Consider the following 17,145-nt stretch of genomic DNA (forward strand, 5'->3'; position numbering starts at 1 on the left):
CGTACAACGCCGTGTCGCTGTCCACCCCGACCGGTGACGGTGAGCGCGGCACCGAGCTCGGTGACCTGCTCGGCTCCGAGGACACCTCGTTCGAGTTGGCCGAGCTGCGGGTCGCGCTGGGCCCCGCACTGGCCACGCTGGACGAGCGCGAGCAGAAGATCCTCACCCTGCGCTTCTACGGCAACCTGACCCAGTCGCAGATCGCCGACCAGGTCGGCGTCTCGCAGATGCACGTCTCGCGGCTGCTGGCCCGGGCGCTGACCAAGCTGCGTGGTCAGCTGACGGAGAGCAGCTTCAGCTGACGCCGACCGGCCTGAACTGCACGCTGACCCGGGGGCCGACCTTCTTGGCGGTCTTCGGGATCGCGTGTTCCCAGGTGCGCTGGCACGAGCCGCCCATCACGACCAGGTCGCCGTGGCCGAGCGGGAACCTGAGGCTGTCGCCACCGCCGCCCCGGGGTCGCAGCATCAGCGGCCGCGGCGAGCCGAACGAGACGATCGCGACCAACGTGTCCTGGCTCGACGAGCGGCCGGTGGTGTCGCCGTGCCAGGCGACGCTGTCGCGCCCGTCCCGGTAGAGGCACATGCCGGTCGTGACGAACGGCTCGCCCAGCTCGTCGGCGTAGTAGGCGGTGAGTCGCTCCCGGGCCGCGGTGAGCAGCGGGTGCGGCAGCTCCTCGTCGGCGTCGTACCACCGGAGCAGGCGGGGGACGTCGACCTCGCGCTCGTACATCTCGCGCCGCTCGGCCCGCCAGCCGATGCCATCTTCGAGGAGCCGCTCGAGGATCACCTCGGAGCCGTCGATCCAGCCGGGCAGGTGGTCCACCCAGGCGCCCCGGGTGAGCTGGGTGCGCTGGACGTGGCCTTCGAGGGTGCCGAGGGTCGGCTCCTCGACCAGGTCGAACATCGAGGGCTGGTGTGCGATGCCGTGCATAACCGCAGCGTAGCCCGGGTTAGCACAAGAGTGCTAACGCCCGGCTTGATCCACTATCTTGAACGTCGTGAGCACAGAGACGCGGGTCGACGCGGAGACCGGGGAGTGGCGGCTGAGCGCGCCGCGGCGGGCCCAGCGACCGGGGCCGGCGTCGCCCGGCTGTCCGTTCTGCCCGGGTCACGAGTCGCAGACTCCACCGGAGCGGTTGCGGGTGCCGGCCGACGGTGGGCCCTGGCGGGTCCGGGCGTTCGCCAACAAGTACCCGATCGTGAGCCCGGGCGGCGCCGGCGGCAGCACCGCGACGGGGCTGTTCCCGCGGTTTCCGGCGACCGGCGAACACGAGGTGCTGGTGGAGTCGGCGGCGCACGACTGGGACCTGCGGCAGGCGTCGGCGGAGCAGGCGCTGGAGATCTTGACGGCGTTGCGGGCGCGGTGTCAGGCGTTGGGCGCGCGGCGGCCCGCCGGCGTGGTGGTGTTCCGCAACTACGGCGTCGCGGCGGGTGCGTCGTTGCGGCATCCGCACAGCCAGCTCGTGGCGCTCGACCAGGCGCCGCCCGGGCTGATGGCGCGCTGGCGGCTCGCCCGGGGTCACTACACCGACACCGGACGGCGGCTCATCGACGATCTCGCCGCCGCCGAGCGGGCCGCCGGGGAGCGGGTCGTCTTCGACGACGGGGTGCTGGTCTATCAGCCGTACGCGGCCGCCGTGCCGCAGCAGACCGTGCTCGTGCCGTTCGACGGGCGCGGGACGCTCGCCTCGGCGACCGACGAGGGTCTGGCGTCCGTGGCGCGGGCCCTGCCGCCGTTGCTGCGGGGGCTGGCGGAGGCGTTGGAGGATCCGGCCTACAACCTGATCGTGCACGCCGGACCGACCGATGTGGAGGATCGCGAGGTGGCGCGGTGGTGGCAGTGGCACGTCGAGATCCACCCGCGCACGACGACGTTCGCCGGCCTGGAGTTGGCGACGGGGCTGCTGGTCAACCCGAGCCGGCCCGAGGAGACCGCGCCCGCGTTGGCGAAGGCGATGTCAGCCGCCGGTCGGTAGGCGTTGGGCGCGGTAGCCGGTGCGGAAGAAGCCGCGCACTGGTCGGCCCCCGATGCCGAGGTTGTGTGTGAACGTGGCGTTGGCGCCGGCGTTGGTGAACGTGATCCCGATGTCGTCGCGGCGGCCGCGGTTGGGGTCGTAGACGCGTACCGTGACGGCGTTGCCGTTGGTCGTGTAGCCGTAGGCGAGCACCTGGTGGTTGACCGCGAGATCCTTGGGTTGCCGCGACGACACGGTGATCACGCCGATGGGCACCGGTGAGCCGCGGTCGAGTTCGGCGCGGATGCCGGGCCACTCGCCGTTGACGGTGCGGTAGGCGATGCCGCGCCGGGTCAGCAGCGGCCGGCCGAAGAGCTGGAAGCCCGGCGCGTCGGCGTCGGGCAGGCCCATCCACTCGTAGTACTTGGCGACGCCGCCGGGCAGCCGCCACGACTCGAGCAGGCGGCGGACGATGAACGCGTAGAGGGGCGTCCCGAGCGGCGGCCGACTGCCCGGTGGTTGCCGACCGGCGTGCCAGTAGTCGAGGGCCGCGAACACCATGCCGCCGCAGAGGCCGCCGTTCGCCTTGCCGAACGGCACGTCGCCGAACGGCGTGGGCACCACGACGGCGGGCTGCGCGGGCCACTGGTTGTCGAAGGTGAACCCGTGGCGCGACGGAAGGAAGCTTTCCGACACGATCCCTCCTGTCCACAGGGGTCGCCCGACGGCGGCGCTTTCTCTAGATTGAGCCGGGACGATTGGAGATGCAATGGCGCGGGCGCGACTCGATCAGGAGTGGACAGACGGCGACGGCATCACCCATCCGGCCGGCACGGTCATCGAGGTCGACGACGAGACTCTCGTCCGGTTGGTCCGCGCCGGCGTTGCTCTCGAAGAGCCCGGCTCCGGCGAGCAGCCTGGCGACCGCTGGGTCGGCCCGACCTAGGCCATGACCATCTTCGGGTTCAGCATCGACGACATCGGCGCGCTGGCCGACACGATCAGCAAGGCGACGCTGGCGGCGGCCGCGGTCGTCGCCGTCGTGGTGATCCTCGTCGGCCTGTCCCGCGCGATCCGTGACCGGTTGCGGCAACAGCTGGTCATCAACGACACGGCACCGTTGCCGGCCGCGATCGCCGGCAGCGAGGGCGAGGCGCTGACCTTGTCACCGTGGTTGCGGCAACGCGTCCAGGCGGCCCTGGCCGACGAGGCGGCCGCGGCCCGCGGCATCGTCGACGACGTGTTCCAGCGCGACGTCCGCCTGCACCGGCTGCCGACCGCGATCGCGATCACCGACGACACGGAGCCGATCACCTCGGCGGCCAAGGACTCGATGGCCACGGTCGCCAACGGCTTGCGCGCGGTGGCCCCAGGGCAGGCCGACGGCATCCTGGGCGCGCTGAGCTCGGCACTGCCCAGCCCGCGAGGTTGCCTGGTCCAGACGGCGCCCCTGCTGCGCGGTGAGGCGGGCAACCAGCGCCTGGGGCTGGCGATCGAGCTGCACGAGCTGGACGGCTCACCGATCGCGGCGACGACCCTGTGGGAGCCGCCGGGCACCGACCCTTCTGGACAGTCGTGGCAGGAGCGACTGGTCACGCTGATCGAGCCGGCGGCGCACTGGGTCGCGCTGCGCCTGGTGGCCCGGCGCCTGCGGGCGCGCACGGCGGGTGGGTTGCGGGTGCCGTGGCTGAGCCGGCGGCGCTCGACCGCCACGCGGCTCGAGCTGCAGCGGATGCTGGCCGCGGCCCTGACGCTCGACTCGATGAAGGCCTATGCCGAGCACTCGTTGGCGTTCGGTGCGGAGGCGTTGGACGACCTGGACCAGGTGGGCGCGGCGCTGAGCGCCTACCACCGCCCCTCCGCGATCCGCGGGGCCGTCCAGGAACGCCTCGGCTTCGCCTACCGCGCTGAGGCGGTGGAGCCCAAGGCCCGCCGCGCGTTCCTCGACGCCAGCGAGAGCTGGGGCGAAGCGGAGCAGCGCCTGGTCACGAACCCGGGCGAGAACGCCGGCTCGCTGACGGAAACGGCGCTGGCCGACGAACGCGAGCGGCACCGCGTCCGCCGCCTGAAATGCGCCCTCCTGTCCGGCGACATGGTCGCTGGGGCGATGGCGGCGGAGGAGCTCCGCGACCAGCCGCCGTCCGCCGCGGCCGACGCCCGCACGCTGTATGCGATCGCCTGCCTCTACTCCTGTGCGGCGGAGCGCGTGGAGGCCGCCAAGTACCTGCCGCTGGCCTGGAACTACCTCGGCCGCTCCCTGCTGGCGGCGACCGAGGACCTGATCTGGGACCAGGCCCGCGCCGACCCGGAGCTGGCCTACCTGGTGGACCGCCAGCGCTTCGTCGACGACCTGAACCACACGTGGGCCGTCCGCCGCCGCAAGAAGTCGCCGCCCCTGCTCGCCACGGAGGCGGAGGCCTTGGTCCTGGCGGCGGTCAACCGCCTAACCGCGGCGCGCCCGCCGGCCTGACGGGCAGGGATCTCAGCGGCGGCCGACGCGGGCGCGACTGGAGAAACTCGCCGCGCTCGACGGGGCGGCGGTCGCGGCCTGGGAGCTCCGCTGGCGGGCGCCGACGGCCGCGCTCGACGGCGCCGCAGCCGCTGCCCGGGTGCTCCGCTGGCGGGCGGATGCGCGGCGCTGGCGGGGCACGGCCCGCGGTCCGGGTTCGGGCTCCGGCGGCGGGGTGACGAACGTCCGCTCGCCCGGCGCCAACTCGGCCAGCAGCGGATCCCCGGGGCTCAGCCGCGTCGTGGTCGGCCTGATGCCGGCCTCGCGCGTGAGGTTGCGGACGTCGTTGACCTGGTTGTCACACATCAGCGTGACCACCGTGCCCGCGGCGCCGGCGCGGGCCGTGCGGCCGGACCGGTGCAGGTAGGCCTTGTGCTCCACCGGCGGGTCGGCGTGGATGACGAGCGTGACGTCGTCGACGTGGATGCCGCGGGCCGCGATGTCGGTGGCCACCAGCGTCCGCGCGCTGCCCTCCGCGAACGCCGCGAGGTTGCGGGTCCGCGCGTTCTGCCCGAGATCGCCGTGGAGCTCGACGGCCGGCACGCCACCCGCCACGAGCCGGCGGGTCAACGTCTTGGCACCACGCTTCGTGCGGGTGAAGACCAGCGTCCGGCCGGGCGCGGCGGTGAGGTCGGTGAGCACGGCCAGCCGGTCCTGCGACCGGACGTGGAGCACGTGGTGGGTCATCTTGCGCACCGGCGAGAGCGGCGAGTCGACGCTGTGCGTCACCGGGTCGGTCAGGTAGCGACGGACCAGCGCGTCGACGGCGGCGTCGAGGGTGGCCGAGAACAACAGGCGCTGCCCGGCCCGCGGCGTCTGGTCCAGCAGCCGCTTCACCACCGGGAGGAACCCGAGGTCGGCCATGTGGTCGGCCTCGTCCAGCACGGTGATCTCGACCGCGTCGAGCCGGGCGTGCCCGCCGCGGACGTGGTCGTCGAGCCGGCCGGGGCAGGCCACCACGATGTCGACGCCCTTGCGCAGGGCGGCGATCTGCGGGCCGGCCCCGACGCCACCGAAGACGGTCATCACGCGCAGCGAGAGCGCGCTGGCCAGCGGCGCGATGCTCGCCTCGATCTGGGTGACCAGCTCACGGGTCGGCGCCAGGATCAAGGCGCGGGGACGGCCCGGCTGGCGCCGCCTGGGCGCGTCGGCCAGGCGGTGCAGCAGCGGCAGGACGAACGCGTAGGTCTTGCCGGAACCGGTGCGGCCGCGGCCGAGCACGTCACGGCCGGCGAGGGCGTCGGGCATCGTCGCGACCTGGATGGGAAACGGTGCCACGACGCCGGCACCGGCCAGCGGCGTGATGAGCGCGGGCGAAAGCCCCAGCTCGGCGAAGGTGGCCACGGAAGTGGACGGGTGGTGCGGGCGGCGTGCCGCCATGAAGATCTCCGAACGTCAAGGGGGCGTGCGGTCGGGCGCGGGTCGAAGCCAGCACGCCGCTTACCGACGCAGGTCATGGGCCCGCAGCGCGTGAGCGGCCGGCGGGTCGTAACCAAACTACCTGATCATTCGTGATCCGGCTCGTGGTCAGGTCGCGCTCACCACGGCACCGCGGCGTCCGCGCTGAAGAAACCCGCGGTCGGGCCGTCCGGGCCGAGCGTCGCCAGGCGGACCACGGCCGCTGCGCCCTGGGCCGTGGTCAGGAAGCCCGTGTGGTTGTTGATGTCCGTCGCGACGAAGCCCGGGTCCGCCGCGTTGACCAGGATGCCGTCTTTGCGCAGTTCATGGGCGTACTGCACCGTCAGCGCGTTCACGGCCGTCTTCGACGGCGAGTAGGCGGCCGAGGCCAGCAGCGCGGACAGCGGGCCCTGCGGGTCGCTGCCCATGGTCAACGAGCCGGCGGCGCTGCTGACGTTGACGATGCGTGGGGCCGGCGAGCGGCGCAGCAGGGGCAGCATCGCGTTGGTCACCGCGATCACGCCGAAGACGTTCGTCTCGAAAACCGATCGCACCATGTCCAGGTCCACGGAGCTCGGCACCTGATCATGCGCGTCGGCCGGCGAGATCTGGCCCGAGCCCGTGATGCCGGCGTTGTTGACCAGGACGTCGAGGTGGCCGAATCGAGACTCGATCCACCCCGCCGCCGCCGCGATCGACGCGCCGTCCGTGACGTCCAGAGTTACGGCGTGCGCGTCGCCGCCACCGGCCCGGATCGCCGCGACGGCTGCCGAGCCCCGGCCTGCGTCGCGGGCGCCGAGGAGGACCGTCATGCCGAGGCCGGCCAACTGCTCGGCGACCGCGCGGCCGATTCCCTTGTTGGCACCGGTGATCAGGGCGTTCATAGCAAGCTCCCGTCGAAGAGGAAATGTCGTCCCCGAGACGAGAGAGGGCCGGCCCACTGTGACATGGGCGCCGCCGAATTGCGGTAAAGATTCGCTAAAACCGGATTGATGGCGATTCCCTCGCTCCGGGGTTGACCAGATAAGGTTCCTGGCCGGGAACCCCTACGACCGAGGATCTGGATGAGCCAACAGACGACGAGCGTCGCGGTCCCGTCTGCTGGTCGGGCCGCGGTGCCGACGCAGCCCACGCCCGCGGGTGCCAACGGCGGACGGCCCGGTGGCGAGCATGGCAGCCGCTTCCGTGCCGACGTGGCGGGCCTGCGTGCCGTCGCGGTCGGGCTGGTGCTCATCTACCACGCGGGCGTCGGATTTCTGCCGGGCGGCTTCGTCGGCGTCGACGTCTTCTTCGTCATCTCCGGCTTCCTGATCACCCGCCAGCTCGTCGACGAGATCGGGCGCACCGGGCGGGTCTCGCTCGCCGGCTTCTACGCGCGCCGGGCCAAGCGCATCCTGCCCGCCGCGACCGTCGTGCTCATCGCGACCGCCGTGGCCACCTGGCTGTTCGTCGCCCGTGAGCGCTGGCACGACATCGGCGGCGACCTGCTCGCGTCCGCGCTCTACGTCGTCAACTGGCGGTTCGCCGACCGGGCGGTCGACTACCTGTCGATCGAGGTCGACCCGTCGCCGGTGCAGCACTTCTGGTCACTGGCCGTCGAGGAGCAGTTCTACCTCGTCTGGCCGCTGCTGATCATCGGCACCATCCTGATCGCCCGGCGGCTGCGGCGGGCCGACCCGCGGCCCGTGCTCTGGATCGGGCTGCTCGTCATCGCGGTGCCGTCGTTCGCCTGGTCGATCATGCAGACCGCCTCCTCGCCGGAGCGGGCCTTCTTCATCTCCACCACCCGCATGTGGGAGCTCGCGGTCGGCGCGGCCGTCGCCCTCGTCGCGGCGCGGCTCGGCAGCATCCCGCGCGCCGTCGCCATCGCGCTCGGCTGGCTCGGCCTCGGCGCGATCGTCGCCGCCGGCCTCCTCATCACGGCGGACAGCGCCTGGCCCGGCTACCTCGCCGCCGTGCCCGTGCTCGGCTCGGCCGCCGTCATCGCCGCCGGTGTCTCGGCCGGCAGGGGCGGTCCGGTCGCGATCCTCGGCACGCGGCCGTTCCAGTGGGTCGGCGACCTCTCGTACTCCCTGTATCTGTGGCACTGGCCCATGATCGTGATCGCCGGCGCCCGCTTCGGCGACCTGTCGGTCAAGCAGGGGCTCGTGGTGGCCGCCGCGTCGGTCGTGCCGGCGTGGATCACCTTCAAAATCATCGAGAACCCGCTGCGGTACGCCCGTGCGATCTCGAAATCGCCCCGCCTCGCGCTCAGCCTCGGCGGCAACTTCACGCTGGTCGGTGTCTGCGCCGGCCTCGTGCTGGTCATGTTCGCGACGAACAACGTCACCGCCACGGCGGAGGCCGCCCGGTACGCACCCGGCGCCGCCGTGCTCGTCGGGCAGACCGGCCGTGGCGGGGTGGCGCCCGAGTCGTACGACTTCATCACGCCCGATCCGCTGAAGGCCGCTGACGACATTCCGCCGACCGACGCCGACAAGTGCTTCCAGCAGATGGTCGAGCCGGACCTGCTCTACTGCACCTACGGCCGGCCCAACGGCAAGACGACCGTCGCGCTCGTCGGCGACTCCAAGATGGACCAGTGGCTGCCGGCCTTCCAGTTGCTGGCCGAGCAGAACGACTGGAAGCTCGTCGTCGCGTTCAAGGGCGCCTGTGCGTTCAGCACGGCGACCCACCTCACCGGTGGCGACCCGAAGAAGCCGTACCAGGACTGCACCGACTGGAACAAGGCACTGCTCGCCCGGCTGCTCGCCGACAAACCGGCGTACGTGTTCAACTCGCAAGGTGCCGCCAAGGCGCTGGACCGCAACGGCGGCGCGACCGTCGACGCGATGGTCGACGGCATGACCGACGCGTGGCAGCAGTTGGAGGACAACGGCTCCAAGGTGGTGGTCATCGCCAACAACCCGGGCCCCACCACGCAGGCGATGCCGTGCGTCGACCGCAACCGCACGAACCTGTCGAAGTGCTCCTACGACCCGGTGGCACACGACCGGGACGCCGGGTTCAACGCACAGAAGGCCGCGGTGGCCGCGCACCCGAGCGCGAAGATGATCGACCTGTGGGACACGATCTGCCCGACCGACCGGTGCCCGACGGTGATCGGCAACGTGATGGTCTACCGGCGTGGCTCGCACATCACCGCGACCTACGTCAAGACCATGACACCCCAGCTCGCACAGGCGATGAAAGCGGCCGGTGTGCAGGTGCGCTACTCCTGACCGCGACGCATGCGCAGGACGCGGCGCAGCGTGCCGGCGAGCGCCAGCACCAGCAGCGCGTAGAGGAACGGCGTCAGCGTCGCCGGCCACGGCCAGCCCGGACCGGTGACGCCGGTGAGGTCCGACGCGGGGAGCTCCAGCGTCCTGGCCCGCCACCGCGCCGTCGGCACGTCGATCGTGCGGGCCATGTCGCGCAGCGCCGCGTCGAACGGGAAGCCCGGCTGGGCCTGCGGATACTCGGCGTCGAGCCCCGGCAGGCGGTGTGCGGCCGCGTCGGCGCCGGGGACCACGAGACGATCGACCTTCGCGACGAACGCATCACCGCGGGGTACGAAGGTGAGACCGTGCCGGGTCCGCACCGGCGCGGTGGAGCCCGCGCCGAGGGCGACCGTGCGGGCGGCGTACGCGGCCTCGGTGTAGGTGGCGAAGAACGAGGCGAGCTCGATCTCGCCGATGCCCTCGGTCAGCACCACGCCGATGGTCGGGCGCGGGCGGAAGGTCAGGTTGACGCCGGCGACCGTGTCCTGCAGGCCGAATGACGTGCGCGGGAGCGGCGCCGGCGCGCCGGGCGAGTAGTGCTGCCAGCCGACCGCCTTCGCCGCGTCCGCGGCGGCCGTGGTGCCGAGCCGCCGCTCGATGACCCGCAGCGCGCCGTCGATCCCCGACAGCACGGCGCCGGTGGTGATCACGTCACCGTCGTCCACGTAGCGCGTCGCGCGCTGCCAGTGGACCTCGGGATAGGCGTCCTCGAGCTTGCCGAGCCGGAACCAGTGCGACGTGGCGGCGCGGCCGGCCAGCAGACCGGCGGAGGCGACCACCTCGACGCCGACGCAGATGCCGAGCACCAGCGCGCCGCTGCCCGCCTGCCGCACCAGCCACGTTTTCAGCGCGTCACGGGCGGCCGGCTCGGCGTCCGGCAACTGGGGCACGGCCACGACGTAGGGTGCCGCACCGCCGAGGCGCCGCTCGAGCTCCGCGAAGGTGAAGTCGGGCACCAGGTCGAGCCCGCCGGTCAACGGAACCAGCTTCCGCTCCGGCGCGACCGTGTAGACGTTGAACGCGCCGGTCGCCGCGAACGTCTCGTAGGGATCCAGCACGTCACCCACGTGGGCGCCCTCGTTGCCGACCAGCACGACGGCGGTCGGCTTGGCGGGGTCGTACGCCGGCGTCGGCACGGGCGCGTCGGTGTTCGACGCCGGCGCGTACAGACTGTCCAGATAGGACCTTGCGCGGGTGACGCCGACGACGGTCGGCGGGACCGCGACCGCGACGGCGACCACGCCGGCCCACAACAGTGTCCGTTTCCACGACACGGCGGTCACCGGCGCCGGCTGCGCACGCGGTCGATCGTGCGGCGCCAGGCGACCTTCGGGATCGCACGCAGCTCGGCGGGGTTCATCGCGAGGCTCCGGCTCAGCGCGTTCGCCCGGGCGAGCACCGCCTTGTCCGCCTTGCTCGGATGGCCGGAGTCGAACGGCGGGCGCGGGTCGTACTCGATGTAGAGCTGGATCATCTCCGCGTGCTCGCGGCCCGCGACCTCGGCCGCGAGCCACAGGGCCAGGTCGATGCCCGCCGACACCCCGGCGGCGGTCACGATCTTGCCGGACCGCACGCTGCGCTCACCGGGCCGTGGCGTCGCACCCATCGCCCGCAGCGCCGGGTGCACCGCCCAGTGGGTCGTGGCGGGCAGCCCGTCGAGGATGCCGGCGGCGGCGAGGACCAGCGCGCCCGTGCAGACCGACGTGGTCCACGTGGTCGTCTCGTGCACCTGCCGCACCCAGGCGACCAGCTCCCGATCGGCCGCCGCGGTCGCGGTGCGCGCCCCCGACCCCGGCACGAGGACGATGTCGGGTGCCGGGGTCTCGGCATACGTGTGCGTCGCCCCGAGCACGAGCACGCCGCTGTCGGTGACGACCGGGTCGGCGGTGGCACTGACGAACCGGATCTCCGCGTCCGGGAGAAAGCGCAGCACCTCGTACGGCCCGATGGCGTCGAGGGCGGTGAGTCCCGGATAGAGCACGATCGCGATCTGCATGAGGATCCCTTCGGGGTGCGGCTAGCCCTCGACCGTGAAGCCGAACATCATGCCGCTGTGCATGTGCTCGGGGATGTGGCAGTGCGCCATCCACAGCCCGGGATTGGTCAGGTCGAGCAGGATGTCGACGGTCTGGCCGGTGCGCAGGAGGACAGTGTCCTTCCAGACGAGGTTGGCTTCGGGGACACCGTCGCGCGCGAGCACCAGGAACCGGCCGGCGCCGTGCACGTGGAAGGGATGGTGCATCGGATGGTCCGAGTGCGTCTCGTTGACGTGCCTGATCTTGACCCGGTCGCCGACCCGGAACCGCCACCCGGCCACCGGCTGGTCGGTGCCGTCCGTCCGGTCGACGAACAACCAGCGCACGGCGTCCGAGCCGACCGCGGGCATCTCGTCCTCCCACTCGATCCCGTCGGCGGTGCTGGCGTGGTGATGGTGGTGGTGCTCGCCGCCGCCGGACATCCGGGCGACCAGCGCCAGCACCTTGTCGGGCGCGGCGTCGATCCAGGCCGGCAGCCCGCTGCGCTCGGCCGCGAATTCCGGCGCGCGGCGCAACAGCTCGAAGCGTCCCACCAGGTCGCGCCCGGGCGGGGCACCGCCGACGTCGAACCGGGCGAGCGGCACGGTCCGCTCCGGCGTGCGGTGCTCGAGGGTCAGCGAACCCGGCCGCTCGAAGAGCACGTCGACGACGGCCCGCTCGGACGGGCCGAGCAGGACCCCCGACACGATCTCCTCCTGCTCGACCCGTCCGCTGTCCCCGCCCACCAGCTTCATCCGGGCACCCGGGAGGGTCAGGTTGAACACCCGCGCGTTGGCGGTGTTGACCAGCCAGAGCCGCAGCACCTCGTCCGCCCGGGCCGGCAGTCGCGGCTCCGGCTCGCCGTTGGTCAGGAAGACGGTGCCGAAGCGGCCCATCGCGGCGTGGCTGGTCCGCTCGTGGTGGAACGGCGGGACTTCGCCGTCGGTCAGCAGCAGGTCGTCCACGGTCAGCACGACGTCGCTGTCCGCCGGTGGCCAGTAGTCCGGCTCGGCCGGAGCGACCACGATCGTGCCGTAGAGGCCCAGCTCCTGGGCGTAGTCCTCACGCACGTGCGGGTGGTACCAGTACAGGCCCGGGTCGGGGAACCGCAAGACGTAGCTGAAGGCGCCGCCGACGGGGATGGGCTCCTGCGTCTCGTGCGGCACGCCGTCGAACCTGTTCGCGAGTCGCAGACCGTGCCAGTGCACGGTGGTCTCCAGATCGCCGTGGTTGGTGACGTCGACGGTCAGCTCGGCGCCTTGGCGCACCGACAGCGTTGGGCCGGGAACGGACCCGTTGTAGGCGAGCATCCGCACGGTGGTGCCGGCGAGCGACTTCGCGACCGGCGTGACCGTGAGGTCCAGCGTCGCGCCGTCGGAAAGATCCAGTCGGGCCGGTCGTCGCGCCTCCGGCAGGCCGGCCGGGTCGGACGGGAGCAGGTCCACCATCACCCCTCAGAGCGTTGTCGACATGCGTCGAAGGCGAACTGAAACCGGCCCGTGCTCTGATATGCCCTCGGCCGGCCGCGCGTGCCGGCCCGGACGATGATCGCGAGGTGTCCTCAGATGCATGACCGTGGACGGTAGCGACCAGCGCCTTCACGGCGGTTTCACCTGCCTGGGCCCCGACCGGGACCCAGGATTCCCGACGGCGGTCCCACAGATCCGGACCTCCGCACCGGCCGACCTTGTGACCAACGCAGCGCGCCCGGCACGGTCGATGCAGCTCAAGTCGAGCTGATCCTCCTGGTGTGGTTGCGGATTGCTGCGATGACCAACGACGTCTATTTCGGACTCCTCGGGCCGTTCGAGCTCCGGGTCGGTGGCCGGCCGGTGCTGCTCCGGTCGGCGCGGACGCGCATCCTCCTCGCGGCGCTGCTGCTGCAGCCAGGCCGCCTGGTCTCCTCGGCGGAGCTGATCGAGGCCGTCTGGGGTGTCAGCCAGCCCGACAACCCCCGCCGCGCGTTGCACGTGTGCCTGGTCCGGGCGCGGGCGAGCCTCGCGGATGCCGGCGCCGAAGGCCTGATCGTCTCGGGCGCGGACGGTTACCGGATCGACGTGCCCCCGAACGCCGTCGACGTCGCGCTCTTCCGGCACTGGATCGAGCAGGCGGACGCGGCCGTGGACCGCGACGACGTGGCAGGCGAGCGGAAAGCACTGGTCGAGGCGCTGAGCCTCTGGCGCGGTGACCCGCTCGCGGACGTGCCGTCCGACTTCCTCCACCGGGCGTACGGGGTCCAGCTCGCCGAGCAGCGCCTCCACGCGATCGAACGCCGGGTCGACCGGAGCCTCGAAGCGGGACTGCACGCCGAGGTCATCGGCGACCTCGCGGAGCTGACCGCGAAGTATCCGCTGCGCGAGCGGCTGTGGGCGCGGTTCATGACCGCCCTCCACCAGGCCGGCCGGCGGTCGGACGCGATCAACGCATATCACGCCGTACGCGGCCGCCTGGTCGAGGAACTCGGCGTCGAGCCCGGCGAGGAACTGCGGCGGCGGCACGCGACGATCCTGGCCGGCGACGCCACCGGCGGCGTGCCCCTGCACATCGCGCCGCGGCAGCTCCCCGCCGAGGTCTCCGGGTTCGCGGGCCGGGCCGGTGAGCTCGACCTCCTGCACCAGGTGCTGGAGGCGCACGAGAGCGGCATGGTGAGTGGGTCGACGATCCTCGTCGTCAGCGGGATGGCCGGGATCGGCAAGACGGCGCTGGCCACCTACTGGGCGCGCCGGGTCGCGGACCGGTTCCCGGACGGCCAGCTGTGGCTGGATCTGCGGGGGTACGACGGCCGCGCGCCGGCCACGCCGCAACAGTCGATCGCGTCGATCCTCGGCGCGCTCGGCGTGCCGGCGGCGGATCTGCCGTGTGGCCTGGACGAGCAGGTCGGGCTCTACCGGTCGGTGCTGGACGGTCGTCGGGTGCTGCTCGTGCTGGACAACGCCAACGACGTCGACCAGGTGCTGCCGCTGCTGCCGGGCGAAGCGCGCGCGTTCGTGCTGATCACGAGCCGCAGCGACCTCGCCCCGCTCGTCGCGCTCGAGGGCGCGCACGCGATCCAGCTCGGGCCGCTCGCACGCGAGGACGCCCGCCGGATGCTCGAGCCGCGGCTCGGCCGGGACCGCATGCGCGCCGAGCCGGGCGCGGTCGACCGGATCATCGAGAACTGCTACGGGCTGCCGCTGGCGTTGGCGATCGTCGCGGCGCGGGCGGTGGGCCGGCCGCACTTCCCACTGGCGGCGATCGACCGCCAGCTGGCCAGCGTCGAGAACCCGCTGGACCGGTTCGTCGATCCCAACGCGGCACTCGACGTGCGCGCCGTCCTCTCGTGGTCCTACCGGTCGTTGACCCCGCCGACGGCGCATCTGTTCCGGTATCTCGCCCTGCACCCGACCGCCGACGTGTCCGTGCCGGCCGCGTCGAGCCTCGTCGGCGCGCCCGGCCCGCGGACGCGGGTGCTGCTCGGCGAGCTCGCCGCCGCGCACCTGATCAGCGAGGCCGTGCCGGACCGGTACGTCACCCACGACCTGCTCCGCGCGTACGCCGATGAGCTCGTCGCCCGTGACCCGGCGGAGGAGCGGTCGACGGCCGTGCGACGGATGCTCGAGTGGTTCGCCCGCACCAGCCTCAACGCGCGACCGCTCCTGCAGCCGAGCAACGCCCGGGTCGATCTCGCCGAGCGCGCCGACGCCGCGCCGTCGCTGGCCTTCCACGACGAGCGGGCGGCCCGGGAGTGGTACGAGAGCGAGCGGAACAACCTGTTCGCGGCCGTGGATCTCGCGTACGCGCAGGGCTTCGACGACCTGTGCTGGCGGATCGCGTACGCCACCTGGGTGTTTCATCACCTGATCGGGGCGTGGGACGATCTGCTCCGCACGCACGAGACCGGGCTGCGGGCGGCCCGCCGGCTCGGCGACCGTTCGGCGCAGGCTCAGCTGCTGGCGGGCATGGGGATCGCCTATCGCGCGACCGGCGACCCGGGCCGCTCGATCGAGACGCATCGGCAGGCGCTCGAGCTGTTCAGCGCGGCCGGCGACGAGGTGGGCACCGCCAGCGCGTTGAGCAACCTGTGCGCGGCCTACCGCGACGCCGGTGACCTCCGCCAGTCACTCGAATGTGGACGGGCGGCCTACGAGCTGGACGTCGCCACCGGCGAGCGCGGCAACATGGCGATCACGCTTGTCCAGATCGGAGCGACACTGACCGCGGCGGACCGGCCCGGTGAGGCCCTGCTGCACCTCTCGGGAGCCCTGCGGCTGTTCCGGGAGCTCGGGCATCGGCGTGGTGAGGCGCGGGGGCTGCAGCTCGCCGCGACGGCGCGGATGGCGCTGGGGCACGAGCAGGAGGCGATCGCGAACTACCGGACGGCGATCATCATCTACCGGGAGCTGGGCGATCGCTGGTACCAGGCGCAGCTGCTGACGGCGATGGGCGACGCGCTGTCGGCGGGCGGGCGGGGCGACCAGGCGCGGGTCGCGTGGGCCGATGCCCTCGCCATCTACGACGCCCTTGGCGCGCCGCCGGCGGGGGCGCTGCGCGCCAAGCTCAGCCAGCGTTCGTGATCAAGTCGATGGCCTCGTCCACCTGGGACGCGTGGCTGCGGTGGGCGACGACCGTCAGGCGGAGCGTCTGGCGGCCGTCGATGACGGTGCTGGACAGGTAGACCCGGTTGCTGGCGTTGACGCGGGCCAGCAACGCGCGGGTGTTCGCGTCGCCGTCGGCCGGATCCGTCGCCCGTACCCGGAAGGCGACCGTGGTCAGGTCGGGCTGCCACGGCACGTCGAGGTCGGGCGCCCGGCGGAGGGCCGCGAACGCCCGCTCGGTGAGGTCGAGCTTCTCGTCGAGGGCGGCACGGAAGGCGGCCACGCCGTGCAGGTGCAGCGGCAACCAGACGCGCAGGCCCCGGACCTCGTGGCTGAGCTCCGGGCCGAGGTGGGCGTAGTCCGGCAGCTCCAGCTCGCCAAGGTCCTGCAGGTAGCCGCCGGTGCCGCCGTGGGCCGCGGCGAGCCGGGCGGGTTCGCGGACCACCAGCGCCCCGGTGCCGAACGGCAGGAACAGGGTCTTGTGCGGGTCGAGGGTGACGGAGTCGGCCAGCTCCATGCCGGCCAGCCTTTGGCGGCCCCGCTCGGTCAGGCGGAAGAAGCCGCCGTACGCGGCGTCGACATGGAACCAGAGCTTCTCGGCGTCGGCCAGGCGCGCGACGTCCGGAAGGGGGTCGATCGTTCCGGTGTCGGTGGTGCCGGCGGACGCGACGATCAGGAAGGGTCGCAGCCCGGCCGCGCGGTCGGCGGCGATCATCTCGCCCGCTGCGGCGACGTCCATCCGCAGGTCAGGTGTGCTGGGTACGACGCGAATCCGCTGGGCGGCGATGCCGACGATCCGGGCGGCCTTTGCGACGGAGTGGTGGGCGTACGCGGTGACGTACATGGTGCCGTCGGCGATCTGCTCGCCGAGCTTGTCGTGCCGGGCGGCCACGATGGCGGAGAGGTTGGCCATGGAGCCGCCCGTGGTCAGCAGCCCGCCGCTGCCCGCCGGGAGCCCACACACCTCGCGCGCGATCCAGTGCAGCACGCTCTCCTCGAGCGCGGTGAGTGCCGGCGCGGTCGCGGCGACGCTGCCGTAGCGGTTGACGACCTGGGTGTAGAAGGACGCGAGGGCGGAGCTGTAGAGGCCACCGCCGGGGATGTACGCGAAGTAGCCCGGGCCCGCGGTCTCCAGCGCGGCGTCCACGGCACGATCCATCCGGGCGAGCAGCTCAACAAGATCATGGCCGTGTTCCGGCGGCGGTGCGGACAGCTCGTCGACCAGGTCCCGCAGCGCCGGCTTGCCCAGTCTCCCCGTCAGGTCGTTGGCGGGGCGTTGCGGCAGTTGGTCGACGAAGTCGACGAGCCGGTCGAGCACCAGCCGCCCCTGCGCCAGCATCTCGGCGCGGTCCGGCTCGAGCGGGTGTTCGCGTTCCATACTCCGAAGGCTGGCACTTCCCACCGGAGACCGGCACGCGCAAGGAACGGGCGG

General features: G+C 72.6%; 14 protein-coding genes. 6 read left to right on the forward strand and 8 right to left on the reverse strand.

The genetic code is table 11. The annotated features are described in order from the left end of the window. Positions 1–302, forward strand: a 302-nt coding sequence (locus tag AB0H87_RS03815; protein ID WP_360139091.1) for a sigma-70 family RNA polymerase sigma factor, incomplete at its 5' end; no start/stop codon positions are given. On the opposite strand, the gene AB0H87_RS03820 is transcribed toward AB0H87_RS03815, so the two are convergent. Beyond that, complete coding sequence (locus AB0H87_RS03820; protein WP_360139094.1) at positions 295–933, reverse strand: alpha-ketoglutarate-dependent dioxygenase AlkB; 639 nt, start codon at positions 931–933, stop codon at positions 295–297. The two genes, AB0H87_RS03815 and AB0H87_RS03820, sit on opposite strands and share 8 nt — an antisense overlap. 67 nt (positions 934–1,000) lie before the next feature. Between AB0H87_RS03820 and AB0H87_RS03825 the strand changes: the two genes are divergently transcribed. Beyond that, a complete protein-coding gene (locus tag AB0H87_RS03825; RefSeq protein ID WP_360139097.1) occupies positions 1,001–1,978 on the forward strand; it encodes a hypothetical protein in 978 nt (325 codons plus the stop codon). Here AB0H87_RS03825 and AB0H87_RS03830 read toward each other — a convergent pair. Beyond that, complete coding sequence (locus AB0H87_RS03830; RefSeq protein WP_360139100.1) at positions 1,961–2,653, reverse strand: hypothetical protein; 693 nt, start codon at positions 2,651–2,653, stop codon at positions 1,961–1,963. The genes AB0H87_RS03825 and AB0H87_RS03830 overlap by 18 nt on opposite strands. Before the next feature lie 73 nt (positions 2,654–2,726). On the opposite strand from AB0H87_RS03830, the gene AB0H87_RS03835 reads away from it, so the two are divergent. Beyond that, a complete protein-coding gene (locus AB0H87_RS03835; RefSeq protein ID WP_360139103.1) occupies positions 2,727–2,903 on the forward strand; it encodes a hypothetical protein in 177 nt (58 codons plus the stop codon). 3 nt (positions 2,904–2,906) lie between these two features. Further along, on the forward strand, positions 2,907–4,427 hold the full coding sequence (locus tag AB0H87_RS03840; protein WP_360139106.1) for a hypothetical protein: 1,521 nt from the start codon (positions 2,907–2,909) through the stop codon (positions 4,425–4,427). A gap of 12 nt (positions 4,428–4,439) precedes the next feature. On the opposite strand, the gene AB0H87_RS03845 is transcribed toward AB0H87_RS03840, so the two are convergent. Then, entirely contained in the window at positions 4,440–5,846 is a 1,407-nt protein-coding gene (locus AB0H87_RS03845) for a DEAD/DEAH box helicase (RefSeq protein ID WP_360139109.1), read from the reverse strand. Positions 5,847–6,004: 158 nt separating this feature from the next. Beyond that, positions 6,005–6,748, reverse strand: coding sequence for an SDR family oxidoreductase (locus AB0H87_RS03850; RefSeq protein WP_360139112.1), 744 nt, complete (start codon positions 6,746–6,748; stop codon positions 6,005–6,007). 180 nt (positions 6,749–6,928) lie between these two features. Between AB0H87_RS03850 and AB0H87_RS03855 the strand changes: the two genes are divergently transcribed. Further along, positions 6,929–9,085, forward strand: a complete 2,157-nt coding sequence (locus AB0H87_RS03855) for an acyltransferase family protein (protein WP_360139115.1) — start codon at positions 6,929–6,931, stop codon at positions 9,083–9,085. Here AB0H87_RS03855 and AB0H87_RS03860 read toward each other — a convergent pair. The 3 genes from AB0H87_RS03860 to AB0H87_RS03870 are packed head-to-tail and all read right to left on the reverse strand — an operon-like array spanning position 9,076 to position 12,587. Continuing rightward, complete coding sequence (locus AB0H87_RS03860; protein WP_360139118.1) at positions 9,076–10,398, reverse strand: DJ-1/PfpI family protein; 1,323 nt, start codon at positions 10,396–10,398, stop codon at positions 9,076–9,078. The two genes, AB0H87_RS03855 and AB0H87_RS03860, sit on opposite strands and share 10 nt — an antisense overlap. A 5-nt stretch (positions 10,399–10,403) precedes the next feature. Beyond that, entirely contained in the window at positions 10,404–11,120 is a 717-nt protein-coding gene (locus tag AB0H87_RS03865) for a DJ-1/PfpI family protein (RefSeq protein ID WP_360139121.1), read from the reverse strand. A gap of 21 nt (positions 11,121–11,141) precedes the next feature. Next, positions 11,142–12,587 (reverse strand): multicopper oxidase family protein, encoded by a 1,446-nt coding sequence (locus AB0H87_RS03870; RefSeq protein WP_360139124.1) that lies wholly within the window; start codon positions 12,585–12,587, stop codon positions 11,142–11,144. A gap of 321 nt (positions 12,588–12,908) precedes the next feature. Between AB0H87_RS03870 and AB0H87_RS03875 the strand changes: the two genes are divergently transcribed. Next, on the forward strand, positions 12,909–15,692 hold the full coding sequence (locus tag AB0H87_RS03875; protein ID WP_360139127.1) for a BTAD domain-containing putative transcriptional regulator: 2,784 nt from the start codon (positions 12,909–12,911) through the stop codon (positions 15,690–15,692). On the opposite strand, the gene AB0H87_RS03880 is transcribed toward AB0H87_RS03875, so the two are convergent. Continuing rightward, positions 15,676–17,091, reverse strand: coding sequence for an aminotransferase class V-fold PLP-dependent enzyme (locus AB0H87_RS03880; RefSeq protein WP_360139130.1), 1,416 nt, complete (start codon positions 17,089–17,091; stop codon positions 15,676–15,678). The two genes, AB0H87_RS03875 and AB0H87_RS03880, sit on opposite strands and share 17 nt — an antisense overlap. Positions 17,092–17,145: the final 54 nt, after the last annotated feature.

The organism is Asanoa sp. NPDC050611 (genome assembly GCF_040654855.1).
Classification (GTDB): domain Bacteria; phylum Actinomycetota; class Actinomycetes; order Mycobacteriales; family Micromonosporaceae; genus Asanoa.